The sequence below is a fragment of the Micromonospora sp. NPDC049048 genome (genome assembly GCF_043197615.1).
Lineage (GTDB): Bacteria > Actinomycetota > Actinomycetes > Mycobacteriales > Micromonosporaceae > Micromonospora.
In genome coordinates, this window is the sequence record NZ_JBICTM010000004.1 from 541,848 (window position 1) to 567,046 (window position 25,199).

Below are 25,199 nucleotides of genomic sequence, written 5' to 3' on the forward strand. Positions count from 1 at the left end.
GTGACACCACAGGTCCCCGGGCGGCTCAGGAGAGCCCGAGGTCCTGGTCGATGAGGTCGAACAGCTCCTGGTTGCTGGCCGCCCGCAGCCGGTCGGCCACCTCGGCGGTGTCCTCCCGGCGTTCCTCGGCGGTGCCGAGCCGTTCGAGCAGGCTGTGCAGCCGCATCGTGATCCGCACCCGGCCGATGTCGTCCGGGTCGCGCAGCGCGAGGGCGCTCTCCAACTGGTCCAGCTCCGCGAGGGTGGGCAGCGCCTCCACCGACGCCTCGTCGAGCAGTTCGGCCCGCAGGTGCTCGGCCAGCGCCTGCGGGGTCGGGTGGTCGAACACCACCGAGCTGGGCAGGCTCAGCCCGGTCGAGCGGGCCAGCCGGCCCCGCAGCTCCACGGCGGTGAGCGAGTCGAAGCCGAGGTCCCGGAAGGGACGTCCGGCCTCCACGGCGTACGGGCTGTCGTGGCCGATGACCTCGCCCGCGGCGGTGCGGATGAGGTCGACCAGCAGCCGCACCTGTTCGGCCTGCGACAGCTCGCCGAGCCGCTTGCGCAGTTCGCCGGCGACCTGGTCGCCGTCCTCGGCGTCGGCGCGCGCCGCCGCGGCCTGGGCGGCCACCTCGGCGATGTCGCTGATCAACGGCCGGGGCCGGGCGGAGGCGAACACCGGCGCGAAGCGGTCCCAGTCGATGTCGGCGACGGTGAGGGCGGTGTCGTCGCCGTCGAGGCCGGCGCGCAGGGCGGCCATCGCCGGCTCCCGGTCGAGCAGGGACACCCCGCGCCGGCTCATGGCCGCCGCGTGCGCGTCGGTCACCATGCCGCCGCCGGCCCACGGTCCCCAGTTGACCGAGAGGTGCCGGGCCCGTCCGTCCGGCCGGGACTGCGCCCAGGCGTCCAGGAAGGCGTTGCCGGCGGCGTACGCCCCGTGGTCGCCGACGCCCCAGACGGCGGCGATGGAGGAGAAGTGCACGACCAGGTCGAGCGGCTCCGGGTCGAGGAACTCGTCGAGGTACCGGGCACCGGCGATCTTGCCGGACACGACGTCGGCGAGTTCCGCCTCGGTCACCGCGGCGACCGGGTTCAGCCGGCCCACCCCGGCGGCGTGCACCACGGCCTGCACGGTCTCGCCGTCGGCGCGCAGGTCGCGGACCAGGTCCGCGACCGCGTCCCGGTCGGCCAGGTCGCAGGCCAGCACCCGGGCCTCGGCGCCGAGCACGGCCAGTTCCGCCACCGCCTCGTCGGCCCCGGGGGCGGCCGTGCCGCGCCGGCTGACCAGCAGCAGTCGCCGCGCGCCGTGCCGGGCGAACCAGCTGGCGGCGTACCGGCCGACGGCGCCGGTGCCGCCGGTGACCAGGACGGTGTCCGGCGGCTGCCAGCCGGCGGGCGCCTCGGCGCGGGGCGCGCGCTCCAGCCGACGCAGGTACGTCCCGGAGTCGCGTACCGCGAGCTGGTCCTCGTGCCCGGCGGCGGTGAGGGCCGCCAGGACGTGCTCGGCGGCGGCGGTGTCCACCGTGGCGGGCAGGTCCAGCAGGCCACCCCAGTGCCGGGGGTGTTCCAGCGCGGTCACCAGGCCGAGGCCCCACGTGGTGGCCTGGGCGGGGCGGGCGACGGGGTCGTCGGCGCCGGTGGCGACGGCCTGCCGGGTGAGCAGCCACAGCGGCACCGGGGGCAGGGCGTCCGTGACCGCCTGCACCAGGGCGAGGTTCGCGGTCAGGCCAAGAGGCACGGCCGGGCTGTCGGGGTGCGCCCGCTCGTCGAGGGCGAGCAGCGACACGATCCGGGTGGGCGCGGCGCCGGCGAGCTGCGCGGCGAGCGTGCTCCGGTCGGTCGTGGCCGGGTCGACGGCGAGTTGCCGCACGGTGGCGCCCCGGGCGGCGGCGAGTGCGGCGAGCCGGTCGACGACCGGCTGGTCCGTGCCGCTGTGCACCAGGGTCCAGGTGCCGTCGACGGCGCCCGCGGTGAGCGCCTCCGGCCGCCAGGTGATCCGGTAGCGCCAGCCGCCGGCGAGGGTGTCCTCCTGCTGCTGGCGCCGCCACCGGTCCAGGTCCGGCAGCAGCTCCCGCAGGGGCCGGTCCGCGTCGAGGCCGAGCCGGCCGGCGAGTTCGTCGCCGTCGCCGGACGCCACGGCCCGCCAGAACGCCGAGTCGACGTCGTCGTGGACGGTGGCGGGGGTGCCCGCCGGCGCCGCGTCGAGGGTCGGCCAGAACCGCTGGTGGGCGAACGCGTACGTGGGCAGGTCCACGAGTCCGGCGCCGGGCAGCAGCGCCGGGAAGCGTACGGGCACGCCGTGGCAGTGCAGCCGGGCCACCGCGCCGAGCAGGGTGGCCACCTCGTCCTGGCCGGGCCGCTGCACGCCGGTCACGACGACGGGGGCGTCCACCGGCAGCGCGTCGGCGGTCAGGGCGGTCAGCACGGTGTCCGGTCCGACCTCCAGGAACCGGGTCACCCCGTGGGCGTGCAGGTGGGTGACGGTGTCGGCGAAGCGGACCGCCTCGCGGACGTGGCGTACCCAGTAGTCGGGGGTGCAGATCTGCTCGGCGTCGACGACCGCGCCGGTCAGGTTCGACACCAGCGGCACCGTCGGCGGGGCGTACGACAGGGTCGCCGCCACGGCCGCGAACTCGGCGAGCATCGGCTCCATCAGCGGGCTGTGGAAGGCGTGGCTGACGCGCAGCCGCTTGGTGCGTACGCCGAGTTCGGCGAAGTGGGCGGCCAGTTCGGTCAGCGCGTCCTGCGCGCCGGCGACGACGACGGCGGCCGGCCCGTTCACGGCGGCGACGGCGGCCTGCCCCGGCGTGCCGGACAGGGCCCGCAGCACGTCGACCTCGGGCGCGGCGACGGCGAGCATCCCGCCGCCGGCGGGCAGGGCCTGCATCAGCCGGCCCCGGTTGCCGACGAGCGCGCAGGCGTCGGGCAGGTCGAGCACCCCGGCGACGTGGGCCGCGCTGATCTCGCCCACGGAGTGGCCGGCCACGAAGTCGGGCCGGATCCCCCAGTGTTCGAGCAGCCGGAACAGCGCCACCTCGACGGCGAAGAGCCCGGCCTGGGTGAAGACCGTCTGGTCGAGCAGGTCGGCCTCGGCGGTGCCGGGCTCGGCGAACAGCACCGTGCGCAGCGGCTGCGGCAGGTACGCGTCCAGATGCTGGCACGCCTCGTCGACCGCCGCCGCGAAGACGGGGAACGTCTCGTAGAGGCGGCGGCCCATTCCGGCGTGCTGGGCGCCCTGGCCGGAGAAGAGCGCCGCCAGCGCGCCGCCGGGCTCGGCGACGCCCCGGGTGAGCGCGGGGTGTTCCTGCCCGGCGGCCAGTGCCCGCAGCCCGGCGAGGGCGGCGTCGGAGTCGGCGGCGAGCAGCACCGCGCGGTGCCGCAGCGGGGAACGTCCGGTGGCCAGTGCCCGGGCCACGTCGGCGGCGGGCGTCCCGCTGCCCGGCAGCCACTCGGCCAGCCGTGCCGCCTGGGCCCGCAGGCTGTCGGCGCCGTCGGCCGAGACGACCCACGGCAGGATCGGCGGCCCGTCGGCCGGGCGGGCCGGCCCGGTGTCGGCCGGCGGCGCGGCGGGCGCCTGTTCGAGGATGACGTGCACGTTGGTGCCGCTGACCCCGAACGACGACACGCCGGCCCGACGCGGCCGGTCCACGTCCGGCCACGGCTGTGCCTCGGTCAGCAGCGCGACGGCGCCCGCCGACCAGTCCACGTGCGGCGACGGCTCGTCCACGTGCAGGGTGGGCGGCAGCAGGTCGTGCTGGAGCGCCATCACCATCTTGATCACGCCGGAGACGCCCGCGGCGGCCTGGGTGTGCCCGATGTTCGACTTGACGGAGCCGAGCCAGAGCGGCCGGTCGGCGGGACGGGCCCGCCCGTACGTGGCCAGCAGCGCCTGCGCCTCGATCGGGTCGCCGAGCCGGGTGCCGGTGCCGTGCCCGTCGACGGCGTCGACGTCGGCGGCGGTCAGCCGCGCGTTGGCCAGCGCCTGGCTGATGACCCGCTCCTGGGCGGGCCCGTTGGGCGCGGTCAGGCCGTTGCTGGCGCCGTCCTGGTTCATCGCCGAGCCGCGTACGACGGCGAGGATCCGCCGGCCGTCGCGCTGGGCGTCGGAGAGCCGCTGCAACAGCACCAGGCCCACGCCCTCGCCCCAGCCGGTGCCGTCGGCGGCGGCGGCGAACGACTTGCACCGGCCGTCGAGGGCCAGCCCGCGCTGCCGCGCGAACTCCAGGAACGGGCCGGGGGTGGCCATCACCGTCACGCCGCCGGCCACCGCGACGTCGCACTCGCCCTGCCGCAGGGACTGGCAGGCCAGGTGCAGCGCCACCAGCGACGACGAGCAGGCGGTGTCGACGCTGACGGCGGGGCCCTGCAACCCGAAGTGGTACGCCAGCCGCCCGCTGATGACGGCGGCGACGTTGCCGGTGGCCTGGTAGCCCTCGGTCTCGACGCGGGCGGCCATGAGCAGCGTCGCGTAGTCCTGGCCGTTGGTGCCGACGAAGACGCCGGTGTTGGTCTCCCGCATGTCGGCCGGCGCGGTGCCGGCGCGCTCGAACAGCTCCCAGGCGCTCTCCAGCAGCACCCGCTGCTGCGGGTCCATCACCATCGCCTCGCGCGGGGAGATGCCGAACAGGGCGGCGTCGAAGCCGGCGGCGTCGTTGAGGAAGCCGCCCTCCCGCACGTACGAGGTGCCGGGCCGGTCGGGGTCGGGGTCGTAGATGGCGGCCAGGTCCCAGCCCCGGTCGGTGGGGAACTCCGCGATCCCGTCGCGCCCCTCGGCGACGAGTCGCCACAGGTCCTCGGGGTCGGTGACACCGCCGGGGTAGCGGCAGCTCATCGAGACGATGGCGATCGGCTCGTCCAGCACGGTGGCCGCCCGCACGGGCGCTGCCGCCGGGGTGTCGTCGCCGGTGAGCCGGCTCGCCAGGTGCTCGGCGAGGGCGTCGGGCGTCGGGCGGTCGAACACCAGGGTCGCCGGCAGGTTCAGCCCCACCGCCTCGGCGAGGCGGTTGCGCATCTCGACGGCGCTGAGCGAGTCGAAGCCGATCTCCCGGAACGACCGGTCCGCCGCGAGCGCCTGGGGCGAGGCCAGCCGCAGCACCGCCGCCGCGTGGACGCGTACGAGGTCGAGCAGGACCCGGCGGCGTTCCGGTGCGGCGAGGCCGGCCAGCCGGCCGCGCAGCGGGGAGGCCGCGTCGGGCGTGTCGCCGTCGCGTTGCCCGGCGGCGAGCAGTCGCGCCACCTCGGGTACGTCGGCGATCAGAGGCCGGGGGCGGGCCAGCGTGTAGGTCTGCAGGAACCGGTCCCAGGCGATGTCGGCCACGGTGAGCGTGGTGTCGCCGTGATCGAGCGCCTCGGCCAGTACGGAGACCGCCAGGTCGGGGCGCATGGCCCGGACGCCCGAGCGGAACATCTGGTCGGCGGCGCCCTCGGCGTCGACCATGCCGCCGCCGTCCCAGGCGCCCCAGGCGATGGCGGTGGCGGCCCGGCCGCGCCGTCGCCGGTCCTCGGCGAGCGCGTCGAGGAAGGCGTTCGCGGCGGCGTAACCGCCCTGGTGCCCGCCGCCCCAGACGCCCGCGCCGGAGGAGAAGAGCACGAACGCCGACAGCTCGTCGCCGCACAGCTCGTCGAGGTTCACCGCGCCGGCCACCTTGGCCCGCAGGGCGTCGGCGAGGTCGGCCACGTCGGTGGCCGCGACCGGCGCGGCGTGGGCGACGCCGGCGGTGTGGAACACGGCCCCGATGCGGGTGCCCTGCCCGGCCAACCGCTCGACGAGGGCCCGCACGGCGGCGGGGTCGGCGACGTCGCAGGCGGCCACGGTGACGGTGGCGCCGGCGGCGCGCAGTTCGTCCGCCAGCGCGTCGGCGCCGGGCGTGGCGGGACCCTGGCGGCCGGTGAGCACCAGCTCGCCGACGCCCTCGCGGGCCAGCCAGCGCGCCACCTGGGCGCCGATCGACCCGAGGCCGCCGGTGACCAGGACGGCGCCGCTGGCGGGACGCCAGTCCTGCGTCGCGGTGCGCTCGGCGCGGGCCCGGACCAGTCGCCGGGCGAACACCCCGGAGGGGCGCAGCGCCAGCTGGTCCTCCGCGTCGACGCCGGCCAGCACCGCCACGAGCCGGGCCCGGTCCCGGGGGTCCAGCTCGGTGGGCAGGTCCAGCAGGCCGCCCCAGCGGTCCGGGTGTTCGAGGGCGACCACCCGGCCGAGCCCCCAGAGCATCGCCTGGCGGGGGCGGTCGAGCGGGTCGGCCCGGCCGGTGGAGACCGCGCCGGCGGTGGCGCACCACAGCGGGGCGGTGACGCCCGCGTCGCCGAGGGCCTGGACCAGGGCGTACGTGCCGGCGAGGCCCGCCGGGACGACCGGGTGGGCCGGGTGCGGCGCGTCGTCCAGGCCGAGCAGGGAGAGCACGCCGGCGACGGGTCCACCGGTACGCGCGAGCCGGTCGGCCAGCGCCTGCCGGTCCGGCTCCGTCGCGTCGATCCGGACGACCTCGGCCCCGCCCTCGCCCAGCGCCCGGGCGACGCCGTCGACCAAGGGGTGCTCGGCGGCGGCCGTCGGCACGACCAGCAACCAGGTGCCGGAGAGGGTGGCCTCCGGCGCGACGGTCACCGGCTTCCAGGTCACCCGGTACCGCCACGAGTCCACGGTGGACTCGTCGCGGCGACGCCGGCGCCACGAGGAGAGCAGCGGCAGCGCGGGGTCGAGGGAACGGGCCGTGGTCTCGTCGATCCGCATCGCGGCGGCCAGCGCCTGCGGGTCGGCCCGTTCCACGGCCTCCCAGAAGTGCCGGTCCGCCTCGTCGGAGCCGGCGGGGGTGGGCCCGGTCGCCACCGGTGCCTGCGGCCAGTAGCGCTGGCGCTGGAAGGCGTACGTGGGCAGGTCGACCGGCGGGCCGGTGCGGGCGCCCAGGATCGCCGTCCAGTCCACGGGCACGCCGTGCACGTGGAGCCCGGCGAGGAGCGTCAGCATCCGATGCCAACCGCCGGCCCCGGTGTCGGCGGCGGCCACCACGACGGCGTCGTCGGCGACCGCGATCTCCCGCATCCCGGCGTCGAGCACGGGCTCGGGGGCGGCCTCGACGAGGACCCGGTGGCCCGCGTCGAGCAGGGCGCGTACGACCGGGTCGGCGTCGACGCCGTCGGCCAGCCCTCGGTACCACCGGGCGGCGTCGAGGCCGTCGGTGTCGACCGGACCGCCGGTCGCCGCCGAGTACAGCGGCACCTCGGCCGCCCGGAGGGTGATCCCGGCCAGCGCGTCCGGGTCGGCTCCGGCCCCGAGGGCGATCGTCTTCGCCGCGTCCTCCAGCGACAGCGCGCCGGCCACGCAGGCGGCCGCGACCTCGCCGTGGGCGTGGCCGAGCACGGCGGCGGGCCGTACGCTGAGCGAGCGCCACCAGCGGCCCAGCGAGACCGCCACGGCCCACCGGACGGCCTGCGCCACCCCGGGGTCGGCCGGGGTCGGGGCGCCGTCCGCGCCGCGCAGCACGGCGGGGAGAGACCAGTCCACGTGGGGCGCGAGGGCCGCCTCGCAGGCGGCGATCCCGGCGGCGAACTCCGGCGCCCGGTCCAGCAACTCGACGGTGGCGGCGGGCCACGGGTCGCCGTGGCCGGGGAAGACGAGGACCGGGTCCCCGCCGCGCAGCGCGATGCCGGTGACCGTGTCGGCGGTGGCGTCGCCGAGGTGCAACGACTCCAGGGCCCGCGTCAGGCCGACGGTGTCGCGGCCGAGCACGACGGCGCGGTGCCCGAACGCGGCCCGGGTGGTGGCCAGGGCGTGCGCGACGTCGGCCGGCGCCAGCTCCGGGTGCGCCGCCAGGTGCGCGCCCAGCCGGGCCGCCTGGTCGCGCAGTGCCGGGGCGTCCACGGCGGAGAGCACCAGGGGTACGACGTCGGCGCGCGGCCGGTCGGCGGGCCGCGCGTCGACCGCCTCGGCGGGTGGCTGCTCGATGATCACGTGCGCGTTCGTGCCGGAGATCCCGAACGACGACACCGCCGCCCGACGGGGCCGGTCCACGGCCGGCCACGGGGTGGGTTCGGTGGCGAGGGCGACCGCCCCGGAGGTCCAGTCGACGTGCGGGGACGGCTCGTCCACGTGCAGGGTCGGCGGGACCAGGCCGTGCCGCATCGCCAGCACCATCTTGATCACACCAGCCACACCGGCGGCGGCCTGGGTGTGGCCGATGTTCGACTTGATCGAGCCCAACAGCAGCGGCCGGTCCTGCGGACGCTCCTGCCCGTACGTCGCCAGCAGGGCTTGCGCCTCGATCGGGTCACCGAGGGTCGTGCCGGTGCCGTGCGCCTCCACGGCGTCCACGTCGGCCGGAGTGAGCCGGGCGTTGGCGAGAGCCTGGTGGATCACGCGCTGCTGCGACGGGCCGTTCGGGGCGGTCAGGCCGTTGGACGCGCCGTCCTGGTTGACGGCCGTGCCGCGCAGGACGGCGTGGATCCGCCGGCCCTCCCGCTGCGCGTCCGAGAGCCGCTGCACCAGGAGCACCCCGACGCCTTCGGACCAGCCGGTGCCGTCGGCGGACGCCGCGAACGACTTGCACCGGCCGTCGGTCGACAGGCCCCGCTGACGCGAGAACTCGATGAACGTCCCCGGCGTCGCCATCACGGTCACGCCACCGGCCAGGGCGAGGTCGCACTCGCCGCTACGCAGCGCCTGCGCGGCCAGGTGCAGCGCGACGAGGCTGGACGAGCAGGCCGTGTCGACGGTGACCGCCGGGCCTTCGAGCCCGAACGTGTACGCGACCCGACCGGACAGCACGCTGCCCGAGTTGCCGGTACCGACGTAGCCCTCGACCTCGTCGGCCAGCTCCATGAGGCGGGAGGCGTAGTCGTGGTACATGACGCCGGCGAAGACACCCGTCCGGCTGCCCCGCAGCCGCGACGGGTCCAGACCCGCAGACTCGAACGACTCCCACGACGCCTCCAGCAGCAACCGCTGCTGCGGATCCATCGCGAGCGCCTCACGCGGCGAGATGCCGAAGAACGCGGGGTCGAACGCTCCGGCGTCGTACAGGAAACCGCCGTGCCGGGTGTACGACGTCCCGGGGTGGTCGGGGTCGGGGTCGAAGAGGCTCTCCAGGTCCCAGCCGCGGTCGGTGGGGAACTCCCCGATCCCCTCGCCGCCGGCGGCCAGCAGCGCCCACAGCTGGTCGGGCGTCTCGATGCCGCCCGGGTAGCGGCAGGCCATGCCGACGATGGCGAGCGGCTCGTCGACCCGGGTGGTGGTCCGCGCCCCGGGCGCGGCGGGGCCAGCGGCGGCGCCAGCCAGTTCGGCGTGTACGTGGGCGGCGAGCGCCTGCGGCGTCGGGTAGTCGAAGACCAGCGTCGAGGGCAGCCGCAGTCCGGTGGCCGCGTTCACGCGGTTGCGCAGGTCGACGGCGGTCAGCGAGTCGAAGCCCAGCTCCCGGAACGCCCGGTCGGCCGGCACGGCTTCCGCGCCGCCGTGCCCGAGCACCTGCGCGACGAGGCCGCGCACCAGCAGGTCGATCTGGGCCCGTGCCTCGTCCGCGCTCAGGCCGCCGACGCGGGTCGCCCAGGTGGTGCCCTGTCCCGCCTGGCGGCGGGTCGTGGTCGTGCCCACCAGGTTGCGGAGCACCGGCGGCACCAGGCCGGCCCCGGCCGCGGCCCGGAGGGCGGCCAGGTCGATGACGGCGGGCACCAGGGCCGGGCGGTCCGCGGTCAGCGCCGCGTCGAACAGGCGCAGCCCGGTCTCGGCGCTCATCGCGGTGATGCCGCCCCGGGTCGAGCGCGCCCGGTCCGCGTCGTCGAGGGACGCGCCCATGCCGGGGGTGTCCCACATGCCCCACGCCAGGCTGACGGCCGGCAGACCCAGCTGCCGCCGGTACGCCGCCAGGGCGTCGAGGAAGGCGTTGCCCGCCGCGTACGCCGACTGGCCCGGCGAGCCGAGCACACCCGCCACCGACGAGAACACCACGAACAAGTCAAGGTCCAGCGACGCCGTCGCCTCGTGCAACAGCCAACCCGCCGACACCTTCGGCGCCAACACCCCGGCCAGCCGCTCGGCCGTCAGCCCCTCCACGACCCCGTCGTCCAGGACACCGGCGGTGTGCACCACACCCGCCAGGCGTTCCCCGGCGGCGACCTCGGCCACCAAGCCGAACACCTGGTCCCGGTCCGTCACGTCACACGCGACGACCCGCACCAACGCACCCAACGCCGACAGCCGCTCCGACAGCTCGCCCGCACCGGCGGCCTCCGGACCACGCCGCGACACGAGCACCAGCGACCGCACCCCGTGCACCGACACCAGATGCTCCGCCACCAACGCACCGAGCGCACCCGTACCGCCGGTGACCAGCACCGCGCCGTCACCCACCACGGCGGCGTCCGCCGACGCCGGGGCGACCGCGCGCACCAGACGCGGCACGAACACCCCGCCCGCACGCACGGCGACCTGACCGCCGAACGCCACCGGCTCGTCCGCCACCGCCGCCAGCATGCCCAGCAGCCCGGCGTCCACGTCGCCGTCGACGTCCGCCAGGACGATGCGGCCCGGGTGCTCCGACTGCGCCGAACGCAGCATACCCCACACCGCCGCAGCAGCCAGGTCGGACACCTGGTCGTCCGCCGCCACCGAGACCGCGCCCCGGGTCATCACCACGAGCCGCGAATCCGCCAACGCGTCCGCGGCCAGCCAGGACTGCACCGTCGCCAGCACGTGCGACGTCGCCGCGCGTACCGTGTCGGGGTCGGTGTCGTGGCGGTCCGCGCCCTCGACGTGGCCGGGTCGGCACAGGCCGCCCGCCGGCACCAGTAGCAGGCGCGGCGCCACGTCCGACGGGCCGGCGACCGCTGCGGTGACCGCCGCGACGTCGGCGTACGCCGGCAGGTCGACGCCGACCGGCGCGCCCACGAGCGCCCACCCGGAGGCGTCCCCGGCCGGGGCGACCTCCTGGGCCTGCCAGGTGACCTCGAACAGCGACCGGGTCGCCTCGTCCGGGGACGACGACACCCCGGTCAGCTCGCGCAGGGCCAGGGAGTCCACCGACACCACGGCCGCACCCGACTCGTCGCACGCCACCAACCGCACCGCCGAGCCCGCACGCGACAACCGCACCCGCAGCACCCGCGCACCCGAGGCGTACACCTGCACACCCTCGAACGCGAACGGCACCCGAGGCCCACCCGAGCCCTCCGAACCGGGCAGCAACCCGATCGGGTGCAGAGCGGCGTCCAGCAGCGCCGGGTGCACCCCGAATCCCGCCGCGTCGCCCGCCACCTCGTCCGGCAGGGCCACCTCGGCGAACACCTCGTCGCCACCGGCCGTCCACACCCGACGCAGCCCCTGGAACACCGGCCCGTACGACAGGCCGCGCTCGGCCAGCGCCGGGTACCAACCGGTGACGTCCACCTCGACGGCGTCGACCGGCGGCCACTCCCCCACGCCCGGCTCGTCGGCCGTCGCCGGCTCCAGCACACCCTCCGCGTGGCGGACCCACTCGGGGTCGACGGCCTCCTCGGGCTGCGAGTGCACGGTCACCGACCGCACGCCCGCCTCGTCGGCGGCGCCGACGCGTACCTGCACCCGCACCGCGCCGGCCGGCGGCAGCACCAGCGGCGCGGCGACGGTCAGCTCCCGCACCCGCGACGCGCCCACCTCGTCGCCCGCCCGCACCGCCAGCTCCACGAGGGCGGCACCGGGCACGATCACCACGCCGGAGACGGAGTGGTCGGCCAGCCAGGCGTGCGTCGACGTGGCGAGGCGGCCGGTCAGCACCACCATGTCCTCGCCGGCCACGGAGACGGCCGCGCCGAGCAGCGGGTGCCCGGCCGCCCCGAGACCCGCCCCGGAGACGTCCGTCCACCGGCCCGCCGGCTCCAGCCAGAAGCGCTGGTGCTGGAAGGCGTACGTCGGCAGGTCCAGGTGCCGGCCGCCGGCCCGGCGGAGCAGGTCCGCCCAGCCGACGGTGCGGCCGTGCACGTGCAGCAGCGCGAGGGCCTCCAGGAGGGCCTGCGGCTCGGGCCGGTCGTGGCGCGACGCCGGCACCAGCAGGGGCGCCGGCTCGTTCTCCGCCCGTTCGGCGAGGCAGTTCTGCGCCATGGCGGTCAGGACGCCGTTCGGTCCCACCTCCAGGTAGGTGTCGACCTCCTCGGCGCGCAGGCAGTCGACGGCGTCGGCGAAGCGGACCGTGCCGCGTACGTGCCGCACCCAGTAGCCCGGGTCGCAGAGCTGGTCGGCGTCGGCGACGCGGCCGGTCAGGTTCGACACCACCGGGATCGTCGGCGGCCGGAACGTCAGCTTGCCGGCGACGGCCCCGAACTCGGCGAGCATCGGGTCCATCCGGGCGCTGTGGAAGGCGTGGCTGACCCGTAGCCGGCGGGTCTGCACGCCCCGCTCGGACCACACCCGCTGCACCTCGTCGAGGGCCTCGACGTCACCGGCCACCACCACGGCGGCGGGTCCGTTGACGGCGGCCACGTCCAGCCGGCCGGGCAGCCCGGCGAGGGAGGCGGCGACTGCTGCCTCGTCGGCGGCGACGGCGAGCATGCCGCCGCCGGCCGGCAACGCCTGCATGAGCCGGCCCCGCGCGGCGACCAGCGCGCACGCGTCGGCCAGGGAGAGCACGCCCGCCACGTGTGCCGCCGCGATCTCGCCGATGGAGTGCCCGGCCACCAGGTCCGGCGCGACACCGAACGACTCGACGAGGCGGAACAGCGCCACCTCGACGGCGAACAGGCCCGCCTGGGTGAAGACCGTCTGGTCCAGCAGCTCCGCCTCGGGCGTGCCCGCCCCGGCGAACAGCACCTCGCGCAGCGGGCGCGGCAGCAGCGGGTCCAGGTGCCCGCACGCCTCGTCCAGGGCGGCGGCGAAGACCGGGAAGGCCGCGTACAGCTCGCGCCCCATGCCGGCGCGCTGCGCGCCCTGACCGGAGAAGAGGAAGGCCACCCGTCCGCGCGGCGCCGACGTCCCGGTGGTGACGGTGCCGTTCGGCTCGCCGGCGGCGAGGGCCCGCAGCCCGGCGAGCAGGTCGTCCGCGTCGCCGGCCAGGACGACCGCGCGGTGTTCCAGCCCCGCGCGGTTGACCGAGGAGGCCGCGACGTCCACCGGACGCAGGGAGTCGACGCGGGCGAGGTGGTCGGCCCAGCGGCCGGCCTGCCCGGCGAGCGCCTCGGGCGTACGGGCGGAGAGGAAGACCGGGGCCAGCGGGAGAGCCACCGGCGCGGCGGTGGCGGACGGAGCCTCGTCCGTGGACGGGGCGTCGTCGACGGGCGCCTCCTCCAGGATGACGTGTGCGTTCGTACCGCTGATGCCGAACGACGACACGGCGGCGCGGCGCGGCCGGTCGCTGGCCGACCACGCCCGCGCCTCGGTGAGCAGCGAGACCTGCCCGGCGGACCAGTCGATGTGCGGCGACGGCTCGTCGACGTGCAGGGTGGCGGGCATGGTGCGGTGGCGGATCGCCTCGATCATCTTGATCAGGCCGGCGGCGCCCGCGGCGGCCTGGGTGTGACCCAGGTTCGACTTGACCGAGCCCAGCCAGAGCGGCCCGCCGTCGCCCCGGTCCTGCCCGTACGTGGCCAGCAGTGCCTGCGCCTCGATGGGGTCGCCGAGGGTGGTGCCGGTGCCGTGCGCCTCGACCACGTCGACGTCGGCCGGCGAGAGCCGGGCGTTGGCGAGGGCCTGCCGGATCACCCGCTCCTGCGACGGACCGTTGGGGGCGGTGAGCCCGCTGCTGGCGCCGTCCTGGTTGACGGCGCTGCCCCGGACCACGGCGAGGATGCGCCGGCCGTCGCGGCGGGCGTCGGAGAGCCGCTGCAACAGCAGCACCCCGACTCCCTCGGACCAGCCGGTGCCGTCGGCGGCGGCGGCGAACGACTTGCAGCGGCCGTCGGAGGCCAGGCCCCGCTGGCGGGAGAAGTCGGCGAAGGTGCCCGGGGTGGACATGACGGTCACGCCGCCGGCGAGGGCGAAGTCGCAGTCGCGCTGGCGCAGCGCCTGCGTCGCGAGGTGCACGGCGACCAGCGACGACGAGCACGCCGTGTCCACGGTGACGGCCGGGCCCTCCAGCCCGAAGGTGTACGCCACCCGCCCGGACACCACGCTGCCGGAGTTGCCGGTGCCGATGTAGCCCTCGACGCCGTCGGGCAGGTCCAGCACCCGCGACGCGTAGTCGTGGTACATGACGCCGGCGAAGACACCGGTCCGGCTGCCGCGCAACGCCTGCGGGTCGATGCCGGCGTGCTCGAACGCCTCCCAGGAGGTCTCCAGCAGCAGCCGCTGGTGCGGGTCCATCGCCAGGGCCTCACGCGGGCTGATGCCGAAGAAGCCCGGGTCGAACTGCGGCGCGTCGTAGAGGAAGCCGCCCTGGTTGCTGGTCGACGTACCCGGGTTGTCCGGGTCGACGTGGAAGAGCCGCTCCAGGTCCCAGCCCCGGTCGCTCGGGAAGTCGCCCACCCCGTCGCCGCCCCGGTCGACGAGGTCCCACAGCTCCGCCGGGCTGGACACCCCGCCCGGGAACCGGCACGCCATCCCGATGACGGCCATCGGCTCACGGTCCTTGGCCTCCACCTCGCGCACCCGCCGGCGCGCGTCGCGCAGGTCGGCAGTCGCACGCCGGAGGTAGTCGAGGAACTCTGCCTCAGTGGGCATCGGGACGCTCCGTATCGGGGTTCGAGGTGTGCGACATGCCGGATCAGGCCGAGCCGAACTCTTCGTCCAGCAGGCTGAAGATCTCCTCGGCGGAGGCCGACTCGAGGCTGGTGCCCTCGTCGGCGGCGGAGTCCGCACCGGACTCGGTGTAGGTCCACAGGGAGAGCAGTTCACGCAGCCGGGCGCCGACGGCGGCCCGGTCGGTGTCGCCGGTGGACACCGCGCGCATGGCGTGCTCCAGCTTGTTCAGCTCGCCGAGCACCGTCAGCGCGGACGTGCTGCGCTCCGCCAGCAGCGCGCCGCGCAGGTACTCGACCAGCGCGGCCGTCGTCGGCCGGTCGTAGATCAGCGTGGACGGCAACCGCAGGCCGGTGGCCGCGTTGAGCCGGTTGCGGAACTCGACCGCGGTCAGCGAGTCGAAGCCCAGCTCGACGAAGCCGCGCTCCACGTCGATCGACCGGATCGACGCGTAGCCGAGGACCGCGGCGGCGTGGGTGCGGACCAGGTCGGAGAGCACCTGGTCGCGGTCGCCCTCCGCCGTGGCGGCGAGGGTCTCCCGCAGCGCCTCGGCCGGGTCGCGCTCGGCGGCGCGGGCCGCGCCGGTCGTCGCCGGGCGGACCAGCGACCGCAGCACCGGGGGCACCGCCGCCGGCCCGTGCCGGCCGATCAGCGCGAGGTCCAGATTGACCGGTACGACCACCGGCTCGGCGAAACGCAGCGCCTCGCTGAACAGGTCCATGCCCTCGTCGGCGCCGAGCGGCACGAAGCCGCCCCGGTTCATCCGGGCCTCGTCGACGTGCCCGGTCTGCCCGTCGCCGGTGTCGTTGACCCACGGGCCCCAGGCCAGCGAGAGCGCCGGGAGCCCCCGGTCGCGTCGGTGCTGGGCGAGGGCGTCGAGGAAGCAGTTCGCCGCCGCGTGGTTGGCCTGCCCGGGGCCGCCGAAGAGGCCGGCCGCCGAGGAGAAGAGCACGAACGCGGCCAGGTCCAGCTTCTCGGTCAGCTCGTGCAGGTGCCAGGCCGCGTCGACCTTGGGTCGCAGCACGGTGTCGAAGCGGTCGGGGGTGAGCGCGGGCAGGACACCGTCGTCGAGCACCCCGGCCGCGTGCACCACGCCGGTCAGCGGCAGGTCGGCGGGGAGCTGGTCGACCAGCAGGGCGAGCGCGTCGCGGTCGGTGACGTCGCAGGCGACCACCCGGGCGGTGGCGCCCAGTCCGGCGAGCTCGTCGACCAGCGCGGCGACGCCCGGGGCGTCCGCCCCGCTGCGGCTGACCAGCAGCAGGTGCCGTACGTCGTGCCGGGTGACGAGCCGTCGTGCCACGAGCCGCCCGAGCAGGCCGGTCGCCCCGGTCACCAGCACGGTGCCGGCGGCCAGGTCGGGGCCGGACGCCTCGGCCGGGGGCGGGCCGAGCCTGGTCAGCCGGGGCACCCGGAGCTGGCCGGCGCGTACGCCGAGCTGCGGTTCGCCCGTGGCCAGGGCCGCCGGCAGCAGCGCGGCGGCCGGAGCGTCGTCGTCGACGTCGAGCAGCACGATCCGGTCGGGGTTCTCGGACTGCGCGGAGCGCAGCAGGCCCCAGGCGGTGGCGGCCGGCACGTCGGCGATCCGCTCGTCCGGGTCGACCCGGACCGCGCCGTGGGTGACCACCACCAGCCGGGCGGCGGTCAGGGCGTCCTCGGCGAGCCACTGCTGGGCCAGCGCGAGCATGCGGTGGGCGACGCGGTGCGCCTGGCGAGCCGGGTGCGGCTCGTCGGCGGCCGGTCCGGCGCAGGTCACCACCACCGCGTCGGGCACGGCACCGCCCGCGCGGACGTCGGCGACCAGCGCGGAGAGGTCCGGGTGCCGGTCGGCGCCGGGCCAGTCGTCGCCGAGGACGACCAGCCGAGGGCTGCCGTCGGCCCGGCCGGCGGCGGGGGCCACCCAGTCGAGGCGGTGCAGGGACCGGCTGGCCGAGCGGCGGGCGGCGCTCAGCTGCTCGCCGGAGATGGGCCGTAGGACCAGACCGTCCACGGAGGCGACCGGCGTCGCGCCGGTGTCGGTGATGGTCAGGGCCACGGAGCCGGCGTCGGTGGCGCGCAGCCGGATCCGCAGCTCGCGGGCGCGGGTGGGCCGGATGGTCACGCCCGACCAGGTGAACGGCAGCCCCGGGCGGATGTCGGGGCCACCGTCGGTGCTCGGCGCGCCACCGGCGGCGTCGCCGGTCGCGGCGTCGGTGGCGCCGGCCGTGGCGCTGGCGCCGATGGCGTGCAGCGCCGCGTCCATCAGGGCCGGGTGCACGGAGAAGGCCGTGGTGTCGGTGGACGCGTCGGCGTCCAGGGCGACCTCGGCGAGGATGTCCTGGCCCGAGCGCCACGCGGCGCGCAGCGCCCGGAAGGTGGGGCCGTAGTGGTAGCCCTGGGCGGCGAGCCGGCCGTAGAGCCCGTCGAGGGCGATCGGCTCGGCGTCGGCGGGCGGCCACACGGCTGCCGGCGCGGGGTCCGGGTCGACGGTGTCGGCGAGCTGGCCGGAGGCGTGGCGCTGCCAGGCCCGGGAGCCGTCGGGTGCGGTGTCGTCGTCGCGCCGGGTGTGGATGGCGACGGGCCGGTGTCCGGTCTCGTCCGGTGCGCCGACGCGGACCCGCAGGTCGATTCCGCCCTCGGTGGGGATCGCCAGCGGCGCCTCCAGGTTCAGCTCGGCGACGGTCGCCGCGCCGGCCTGCCGGCCGGTCCAGGACGCCAGCTCCACGAGGGCCGTCCCGGGCAGCAGCACCGTGCCCAGCACGGCGTGGTCGGCGAGCCAGGGGTGGGTGGCGAGGGTGATCCGGCCGGTGAACAGCAGCCCCTCGTCGCCGGGCAGGTCGGCCACCGCGCTGAGCAGCGGGTGGTCGACCACGTCGAGGCCCACGGCGGGCAGGACGGAGCGGTGGGCGCCGGTGCGCTCCAGCCAGTAGCGGTGCCGGTCGAAGGCGTACGTGGGCAGGTCCACCGGCTCGGACTCGGGCAGCAGCCGGCGGTGCTCCACCGGCAGGCCGAGGGCGTGCGCGGTGGCGAGGCCGGTCAGCAGCCGGATGGCGGCGTCGTCCGGTCCGCCGAGGGTGTCCAGGACGTGGCCGGGGGTGCCGGTCGCGGCGAGAACGGCGGAGACCCGGGCGGCCAACGCCGGCTCCGGCGACACCTCCACGAAGGTCACGTGTCCGGCCGCGACGGCGACGCGCAGGGCGGCGTCCAGCTGCTCCGGCCCCCCGGCGACATCGGCCGGGCGGTCGGCGCCGGGGACGCTCGGCGCTCCGGGGCCGGCCAGGTCGGCACCGAGGCTGGCCGGGTCGGCCCAGTGGTCGACACCGAGGCGGGCCGGGTCTGCCCAGTCGCCGATGACGGCGGAGGCCAGCCGGGCGGTCCCCGGCTGCGGCGCGATCCCCGCCAGGGCGGCGCGGAGGCCGTCGGGGTCCAGCTCGCCGGCGGCGGCCCGGGCCCGCAGCGCCACCGTCCGGGCGGCGTCGGGCAGGGACAGCAGGCCCGCCACGCAGGCGGCCACGACCTCGCCGTCGCCGTCGCCGACGACCGCGGCGGGGGTGACGCCGGCGTGCCGCCAGACGGCGGCGAGCGCCACCCCGACGGCGAACAGGACGGGTCGGGCCAGCTCCGGCCGGTCGGCCCAGGAGGGGTCGGCACCGGTGACCAGGGCGGCGGGGTCGACGTCGATCCAGGGCGCGAGGGCCTGCCGGCACTCGGCGAGCGCGTCGTCGAAGACCGGGCAGCGGCCCACCAGGCCGGCCGCCGCGCCGGCCGGGGTGGTGTGCGGGAAGACGAACACGGGTCCCGCGCCGTGGTTGGCGACGGTGCCGGTCACCACGTTGCCGGCCGGGGTGCCGGCGGCGAGCGCGTCCAGGCCGGCCAGCAGCTCGCCGGGGGTCGCGCCGAGCACGGCGGCACGCCGGTCGAACGCCGAACGGGTCGCGGCCAGCGACCAGCCGACCGCCGCCGGGGCGAGGCCGGGGTGTGCGCGCAGGTGCCGGGCCAGCCGGGACGCCTGCGCGGCCAGCGCCGAGGCGGAGCGGGCCGAGACGGGCCAGACCACCACGTCGGCGGCGAGCAGCCCGGCAGCGCGTTCCCGCTCCTCACCGGCGGCCGGTGGCGTCGGGGCGTCGGCCGCCTCGGCGTCGGCGGGCGCGTCGGCGGGCAGCTCGACGACCACGTGGGCGTTGGTGCCGGAGATGCCGAACGAGGAGACCGCCGCGCGGCGGGGCCGGTCGACCGCCGGCCACGGCCGGGACCGGGTCACCAGCTCCACGTCGCCGGCCGACCAGTCGATGTGCGGCGACGGCTCGTCCACGTGCAGCGACGCCGGGACGGTGCCCTCCCGCATGGCCAGGACCATCTTGATCACGCCGGCCACGCCGGCGGCGGCCTGCGCGTGGCCCATGTTCGACTTGACCGAGCCCAGCAGCAGCGGGCCGGCGTCGCCCCGGTCCTGCCCGTACGTCGCCAGCAGGGCCTGCGCCTCGATCGGGTCGCCGAGGACGGTGCCGGTGCCGTGGGCCTCGACGACGTCCACGTCGGTGACCGTCAGCCGGGCGCTGGCGAGCGCCTGCCGGATCACGCGCTGCTGGGACGGCCCGTTGGGGGCGGTCAGGCCGTTCGACGCGCCGTCGGAGTTCACGGCGGAGCCGCGCACCACGGCGAGGACGCGGCGCCCCTGCCGCCGGGCGTCGGAGAGCCGCTGCACGAGCAGCATGCCGACGCCCTCCGACCAGCCGGTGCCGTCCGCCGTGGCGGCGAAGGACTTGCACCGCCCGTCGGAGGCCAGGCCGCCCTGACGGGAGAACTCCTGGAACGCCGTCGGGGTGGCCATCACCGCCACGCCACCGGCCAGCGCCAGGTCGCACTCGCCGCGTCGCAGCGCCGCCCCGGCGAGGTGCAACGCCACCAGCGACGAGGAGCAGGCGGTGTCGACGGTGACGGCCGGCCCCTCCAGCCCGAGCGCGTACGCGACCCGGCCGGAGATGACGCTGTGCGCGGCGCCGGTCATCAGGTAGCCCTCGACGCCCTCGGGGACCTCGGTCAGCCCGGTGCCGTAGCCGGAGGTGGAGGCACCCACGAAGACGCCGGTACGGGTGCCGCGCAGCGACGCCGGGTCCACCCCGGCCCGCTCCAGCGCCTCCCAGGACGTCTCGAGGGTGAGCCGCTGCTGCGGGTCCATGGCGAGGGCCTCGCGGGGCGAGATCTCGAAGAAGGCGGGGTCGAAGTCCGCCACGTCGTAGAGGAACCCGCCCGCCGGCGGGTGGGTCCCCTCGGCCGGCTCGGGAATCTCCCAGCCCCGGTCGGTGGGGAACGGCGAGATGGCGTCCACGCCGTCGGCGACCAGCCGCCAGAACGCCTCCGGCCCGTCGACGCCGCCCGGGTAGCGGCAGGCCATGCCGACGATCGCGACGGGCTCGTCGGCGTCCACGACGACGGTCTGCGGGGCGTCGGCCGGGGCGGCGCCGGAGACCAGCTCGCGCAGGTGCGCGGCCAGCTCGGCGGGGGTCGGGTAGTCGAAGACCAGCGTGGTGGGCAGCCGCAGGCCGGTGGCCGCGTTCAGCCGCCCCCGGAAGTCCACGGCCGTCAGCGAGTCGAAGCCGAGGTCCTTGAACGGGCGACCGCGCAGCTCGTCGGGCGTGGCGTGGCCCAGCACCGCCGCGGTCTGCTCGTTGACCAGCCGCAGCAGCTCCCGCTCCTGCTCCGCCGCGGGCAGCGCGGCGAGGTGACGCAGCGGCGCGGCGACCCCGCCCGCCGGGGCGGCGGCCTCCTCCTGCGCGACGAGCGCCCGGACCTGCGGCAGGTCGCCGAGGAACGGGCTGGGCCGGGCCACGGTGAACGCGGGGTGGAACCGGGTCCAGTCGACGTCGGCGACGGTCACGCAGGGCGTCGGGCGGCGCAGCGCCCGGTCGAGGGCGACGAGCGCCTTCTCCGGGTCGACGGGCGGCAGGCCCATCCGGTTGAGCTGTTCGGTGGCCACGTTCTCGGCGGCCATGCCGTGCGCGCCGCCCCAGGCGGTCCAGGACACGGCGGTGGCCGGCAGGCCCCGGTCGCGCCGGTTGACGGCCAGGGCGTCCAGCAGGGAGTTGCCGGCGCCGTACGCGCACTGCCCGGCGCTGCCCCACACGCCGGAGATGGAGGAGAACATGACGAACGCGCCGAGGTCGCGCTCGGCGAGGCAGGCGTCGAGGTGCAGGGCGCCGAGCACCTTGCCCGCCACGACGTGGGAGAACTCGTCGAGGGTGGTGTCGGTCAGTGGGGTGAGCTGGTCGGTACCGGCGGCGTGCACCACCGCGGTCAGGTCGGGCAGCGAGTCCACCAGCTCCGCCACGGACCGCTGGTCGGTGACGTCGCAGGTGGCGACGGTGACCCGCCCGTCGGCGCCGTACCGGTCGAGCAGTTCCGCCACGGCGGGAGCGGCGGTGCCCCGACGGCTGGCGAGGACCACCCGCCCGACGCCCCGGTCGAGCAGCCAGCGGGTGACGTGGCCGCCGAGGGCGCCGGTGCCGCCGGTGACCAGGACGGCCCCGGACCACCAGTCGCCGGCCGGATTCTCGTCGGCCGCCGGCGGGGCCGGGGTCAGCCGCCGGGCCCAGGTGCCGCCGGGGCGTACGGCCACCTGGTCCTCGCCGCCGTGGCCGGCCAGCACGGCGGCGAGCCGCCGGGTGGTGGCGTCGTCGACGGTGGCCGGCAGGTCGACCAGGCCGCCCCAGCGGTGCGGCTGCTCGACGGCCGCCGCGCGGCCGAGGCCCCAGACCTCGGTCTGCAACGGGTGCGCGACCCGGTCGCCCGGGGCCGCCGCCACCGCGCCGCTGGTGACGCACCACAGCGGCGCCACCAGGTCCAGGTCGGTCATCGCCTGGACGAGCGCGAGGGTGCCGGCGGCGGCGAGGGTCACGCCGGGGTGCTCGGGCAGCAGCCGGTCCTGGCCGGCGACGACGGCGAGCACGCCGTCGACGGGCCGGCCGTCGACCAGGTTCCGCAGCCGGGCGGCGAGCGCCGCACGGTCGAGGTCCGCGGCGCCGACGCGCAGCACCAGCGGTTCGGCGTCGCCGAAGAGCCCGGCCAGGCCGTCGGCCCACGCCGGCGCGTCGTCGGCCGGCAGCACGACCAGCCAGCGGCCCGCCGGGCCGTCGCGCTCCTCGACCGGCACGGGCTGCCAGGTCACCTGGTACGACCAGCCGTCCACGAGGGAGCGTTCCCGCCGCGACCGGCGCCAGGAGGCGAGTACGGGCAGGGCCGGCAGCAGCGCCTGGACCTGCTCGTCGTCGTCGCCCAGTTCGCCGCGCAGCGTGTCGACGTCCGCCTGCTCCAGGGCGGTCCAGAACTCGTCGTCGCCGTCCGCACCGGCGGCGGGGGCGGCGGGCGGCGGCTCGGGCCAGAACCGCTGCCGGCGGAAGGCGTACCCGGGCAGGGGCACGCGCGTGGTGTCGGCGCCCGCGAACAGCGGCGCCCAGCCCACCTCGACCCCGTCGACGTGCAGCTGCGCGAGGGCGGTGAGCGCGGACGTGGGCTCGGGGCGGTCGCGGCGCAGCAGCGCCACGGCGGCGGTGTCGTCGTCGGCGCCGGCCGCGGTCAGGACGTCGCGGGCCAGCGCGGTGAGCACCCCGCTGGGGCCGACCTCCAGGAACGTACGCACGCCCAGGGCGCGCAGCTGCTCGACGCCGTCGGCGAACCGGACGGCCTCCCGCACGTGCCGCACCCAGTACTCGGCGGTGCGGATCTCGTCGGGGTCGGCGACGGCGCCGGTCAGGTTCGACACGATCGGCAGCGCCGGCGGGTGCAGCTCCAGCCGGCGCACCACGGCGGCGAACTCGGCGAGCATGGGTTCCATCAGCGGGCTGTGGAAGGCGTGGCTGACCCGCAGGGGCCTGGTCCGTACGCCCTGGTCCGACCAGCGGCGTTCGAGTTCCTCGACGGCGTCGGCGGCGCCGGAGACGACCACGGCGGTGGGCCCGTTGACGGCGGCCACGGCGACCCGGTCCTCGACGCCGACCAGTGCGGCCCGGACGGTGTCGGCGGGCAGTTGGACGGCCAGCATCGCGCCGCCGGCCGGCAGGGCCTGCATCAGCCGGCCCCGGGCCGCGACGAGCGTGGCGGCGTCGGCGAGCGACAGCACGCCGGCCGCGTGCGCGGCGGACAGCTCGCCGATCGAGTGCCCGAGCAGCACGTCCGGAACGACCCCCCAGCTCTCCAGGAGCCGGAACAGCGCGACCTCGACGGCGAACAGGCCGGCCTGGGTGTAGAGGGTCTGGTTGAGCAGTGCGGCGGCCTCGTCGCCCTCGGGCGCGAAGAGCACCGGGGTGAGCGGGCGGGGCAGGTGCCGGTCCAGTTCGGCGCAGACCTCGGCCAGCGCCCTGCCGAAGACGGGGAACGCGGCGGCCAGCTCGCGGCCCATGCCGCTGCGCTGCGCGCCCTGGCCGGAGAAGAGGAACGCGAGTTTGCCGCCGCGCGGGCCCGCGCCGGTGACCAGGCCCGGGGCGTCGCCGCCGGCGGCGAGCGCGCGCAGGCCGGCGGCCAGGTCGTTGCGGTCGGCGGCGAGCAGCACGGCGCGGTGCTCGAGGCTGGCCCGGGTACGCACCGACGACCAGCCGACGTCGGTCAGGCGCAGCTCGGGGCGGTCGTCGAGCCAGTCGGCCCAGCGGGTCGCCTGCGCGGTCAGGGACTCGGCGTCGCGGGCGGAGACCAGCACCGGCACGAGGCCGGCCCCGTCGACCGGGGCCGGGTCGACGGCGGCCGGCGCGGTGGCCTCGTCGGTCGCGGTGGCGGGGCTGTCCGGGGCGTCCGCCGGGGCGGGGTCGGCGGCGGGCGCCTCCTCGATGATCACGTGGGCGTTGGTGCCGCTCATGCCGAAGGAGGAGATGCCCGCGCGGCGGGGCTGCTCCCCGGCGGGCCACGGCTGCGGCTCGGTCGCCAGCGCCACGGCGCCGGCGGTCCAGTCCACGTTGTGCGTGGGCTCGTCCACGTGCAGGGTGGCCGGCACGGTGTCGTGCCGCAGCGCCATCACCATCTTGATCACGCCGGCCACGCCGGCGGCGGCCTGGGTGTGGCCGATGTTCGACTTGACCGAGCCGAGCCACAGCGGCCGGTCCGCCGGCCGCCCCTGCCCGTACGTGGACAGCAGCGCCTGCGCCTCGATCGGGTCACCGAGGGTGGTGCCGGTGCCGTGCGCCTCCACGACGTCGACCTGCTCGGGCGCGAGCCGGGCGCTGGCCAGCGCCTGGAGCACGACCCGCTGCTGGGACGGGCCGTTGGGGGCGGTCAGGCCGTTGCTCGCGCCGTCCTGGTTGACCGCGCTGCCGCGTACCACGGCCAGCACGGGGTGGCCGTTGCGGCGGGCGTCGGAGAGCCGCTCGACGAGCAGCAGGCCGGCCCCCTCGCCCCAGGCGGTGCCGTCGGCGGCGGCGGCGAACGACTTGACCCGGCCGTCCATGGCCAGGCCCCGCTGGCGGCTGAACCCGATGAAGGCGGACGGGGTGGACATGACGGTGGCGCCGCCGGCCAGCGCCAGGGTGCACTCGCCCTGCCGCAGCGCCTGGCAGGCCAGGTGCAGTGCGACCAGCGACGACGAGCAGGCGGTGTCGACGGTGACGGCGGGGCCCTCGATGCCGAGCGCGTACGAGATCCGGCCCGACACGACGCTCGCCGCCGTGCCGGTGAGGATGTAGCCCTCCGTACCGGGCGGCGGCTGCTGGAGCAGGCCCACGTAGTCCTGGCCGGTGGTGCTGGCGAACACCCCCACCTGGTGGCCGTGCAGCGTCGAGGGGTCGATCCCGGCGTGCTCGAACGCCTCCCACGAGGTCTCCAGCAGCAGGCGCTGCTGCGGGTCCATGGCGAGCGCCTCGCGCGGCGAGATGCCGAAGAACGCGGCGTCGAAGTCGGTGGCCGAGTCGACGAAACCGCCCTCGGCGACGTACGACGTGCCGGGGTGGTCGGGGTCCGGGTGGAACAACCGCGCCAGGTCCCAGCCACGGTCGGCGGGGAACGCGGAGACGGCGTCGCGGCGGGATTCGACGAGCTCCCACAGCTCCTCGGGCGAGCCCACCCCGCCCGGGAACCGGCAGGCCATGCCGACGATGGCGATCGGCTCGCGGTTGGCCGCCTCAAGCTCGCCGAGCTTCCTCCTGGTCTGGTGAAGGTCCGCCGTCACCCATTTCAGGTACTCCCGGAGCGTATCTTCAGTCGCCATTGACGCCACCTCTTCGGGCCGGTAAGAAACAGGCGACCCAATACCGTCCACAGACGCCACAAGCCGCGAAGATCTAAGCCCATTCAGCCGACCACGAATTGCCAGACAATAAGCGTTTCAGCCCCCACCAGGTCTTACGCGCCGGACGAAAGGTAATTGTCGCCGGACGGCGGTCACAACCCCTAGCGTGCCCCTACGGGTGCCCCTAGCCCGTGTTTCGTAAGGGACCGCCGACCAGGGAGGCGGGCCCGGCGTGGCGGCGATCGATAAGAGCCGCGCTCCGGTGGGTCGGTTGGCGACCGAGCGAATCGATGACCGACCGAAGTCCTCGCGTCAGGGTAGCGGCTACGGGGCGGCACGACGTGAGCGACGCTCGGTGGGCGTCGGTCGCGGCTCGCCCCGCTGCGGGAGCTGGCCAGGGGCGCCCGCCAG

At 76.8% G+C, this 25,199-nt stretch carries 2 protein-coding genes; both read right to left on the bottom strand.

The window, feature by feature from the left end:
* Positions 1 to 25: 25 nt before the first annotated feature.
* Entirely contained in the window at positions 26 to 14,587 is a 14,562-nt protein-coding gene (locus ACGFIG_RS16925; protein ID WP_393003748.1) for a type I polyketide synthase, read from the bottom strand.
* 43 nt (positions 14,588 to 14,630) lie between these two features.
* A complete protein-coding gene (locus ACGFIG_RS16930; RefSeq protein WP_393003750.1) occupies positions 14,631 to 24,767 on the bottom strand; it encodes a type I polyketide synthase in 10,137 nt (3,378 codons plus the stop codon).
* Positions 24,768 to 25,199: the final 432 nt, after the last annotated feature.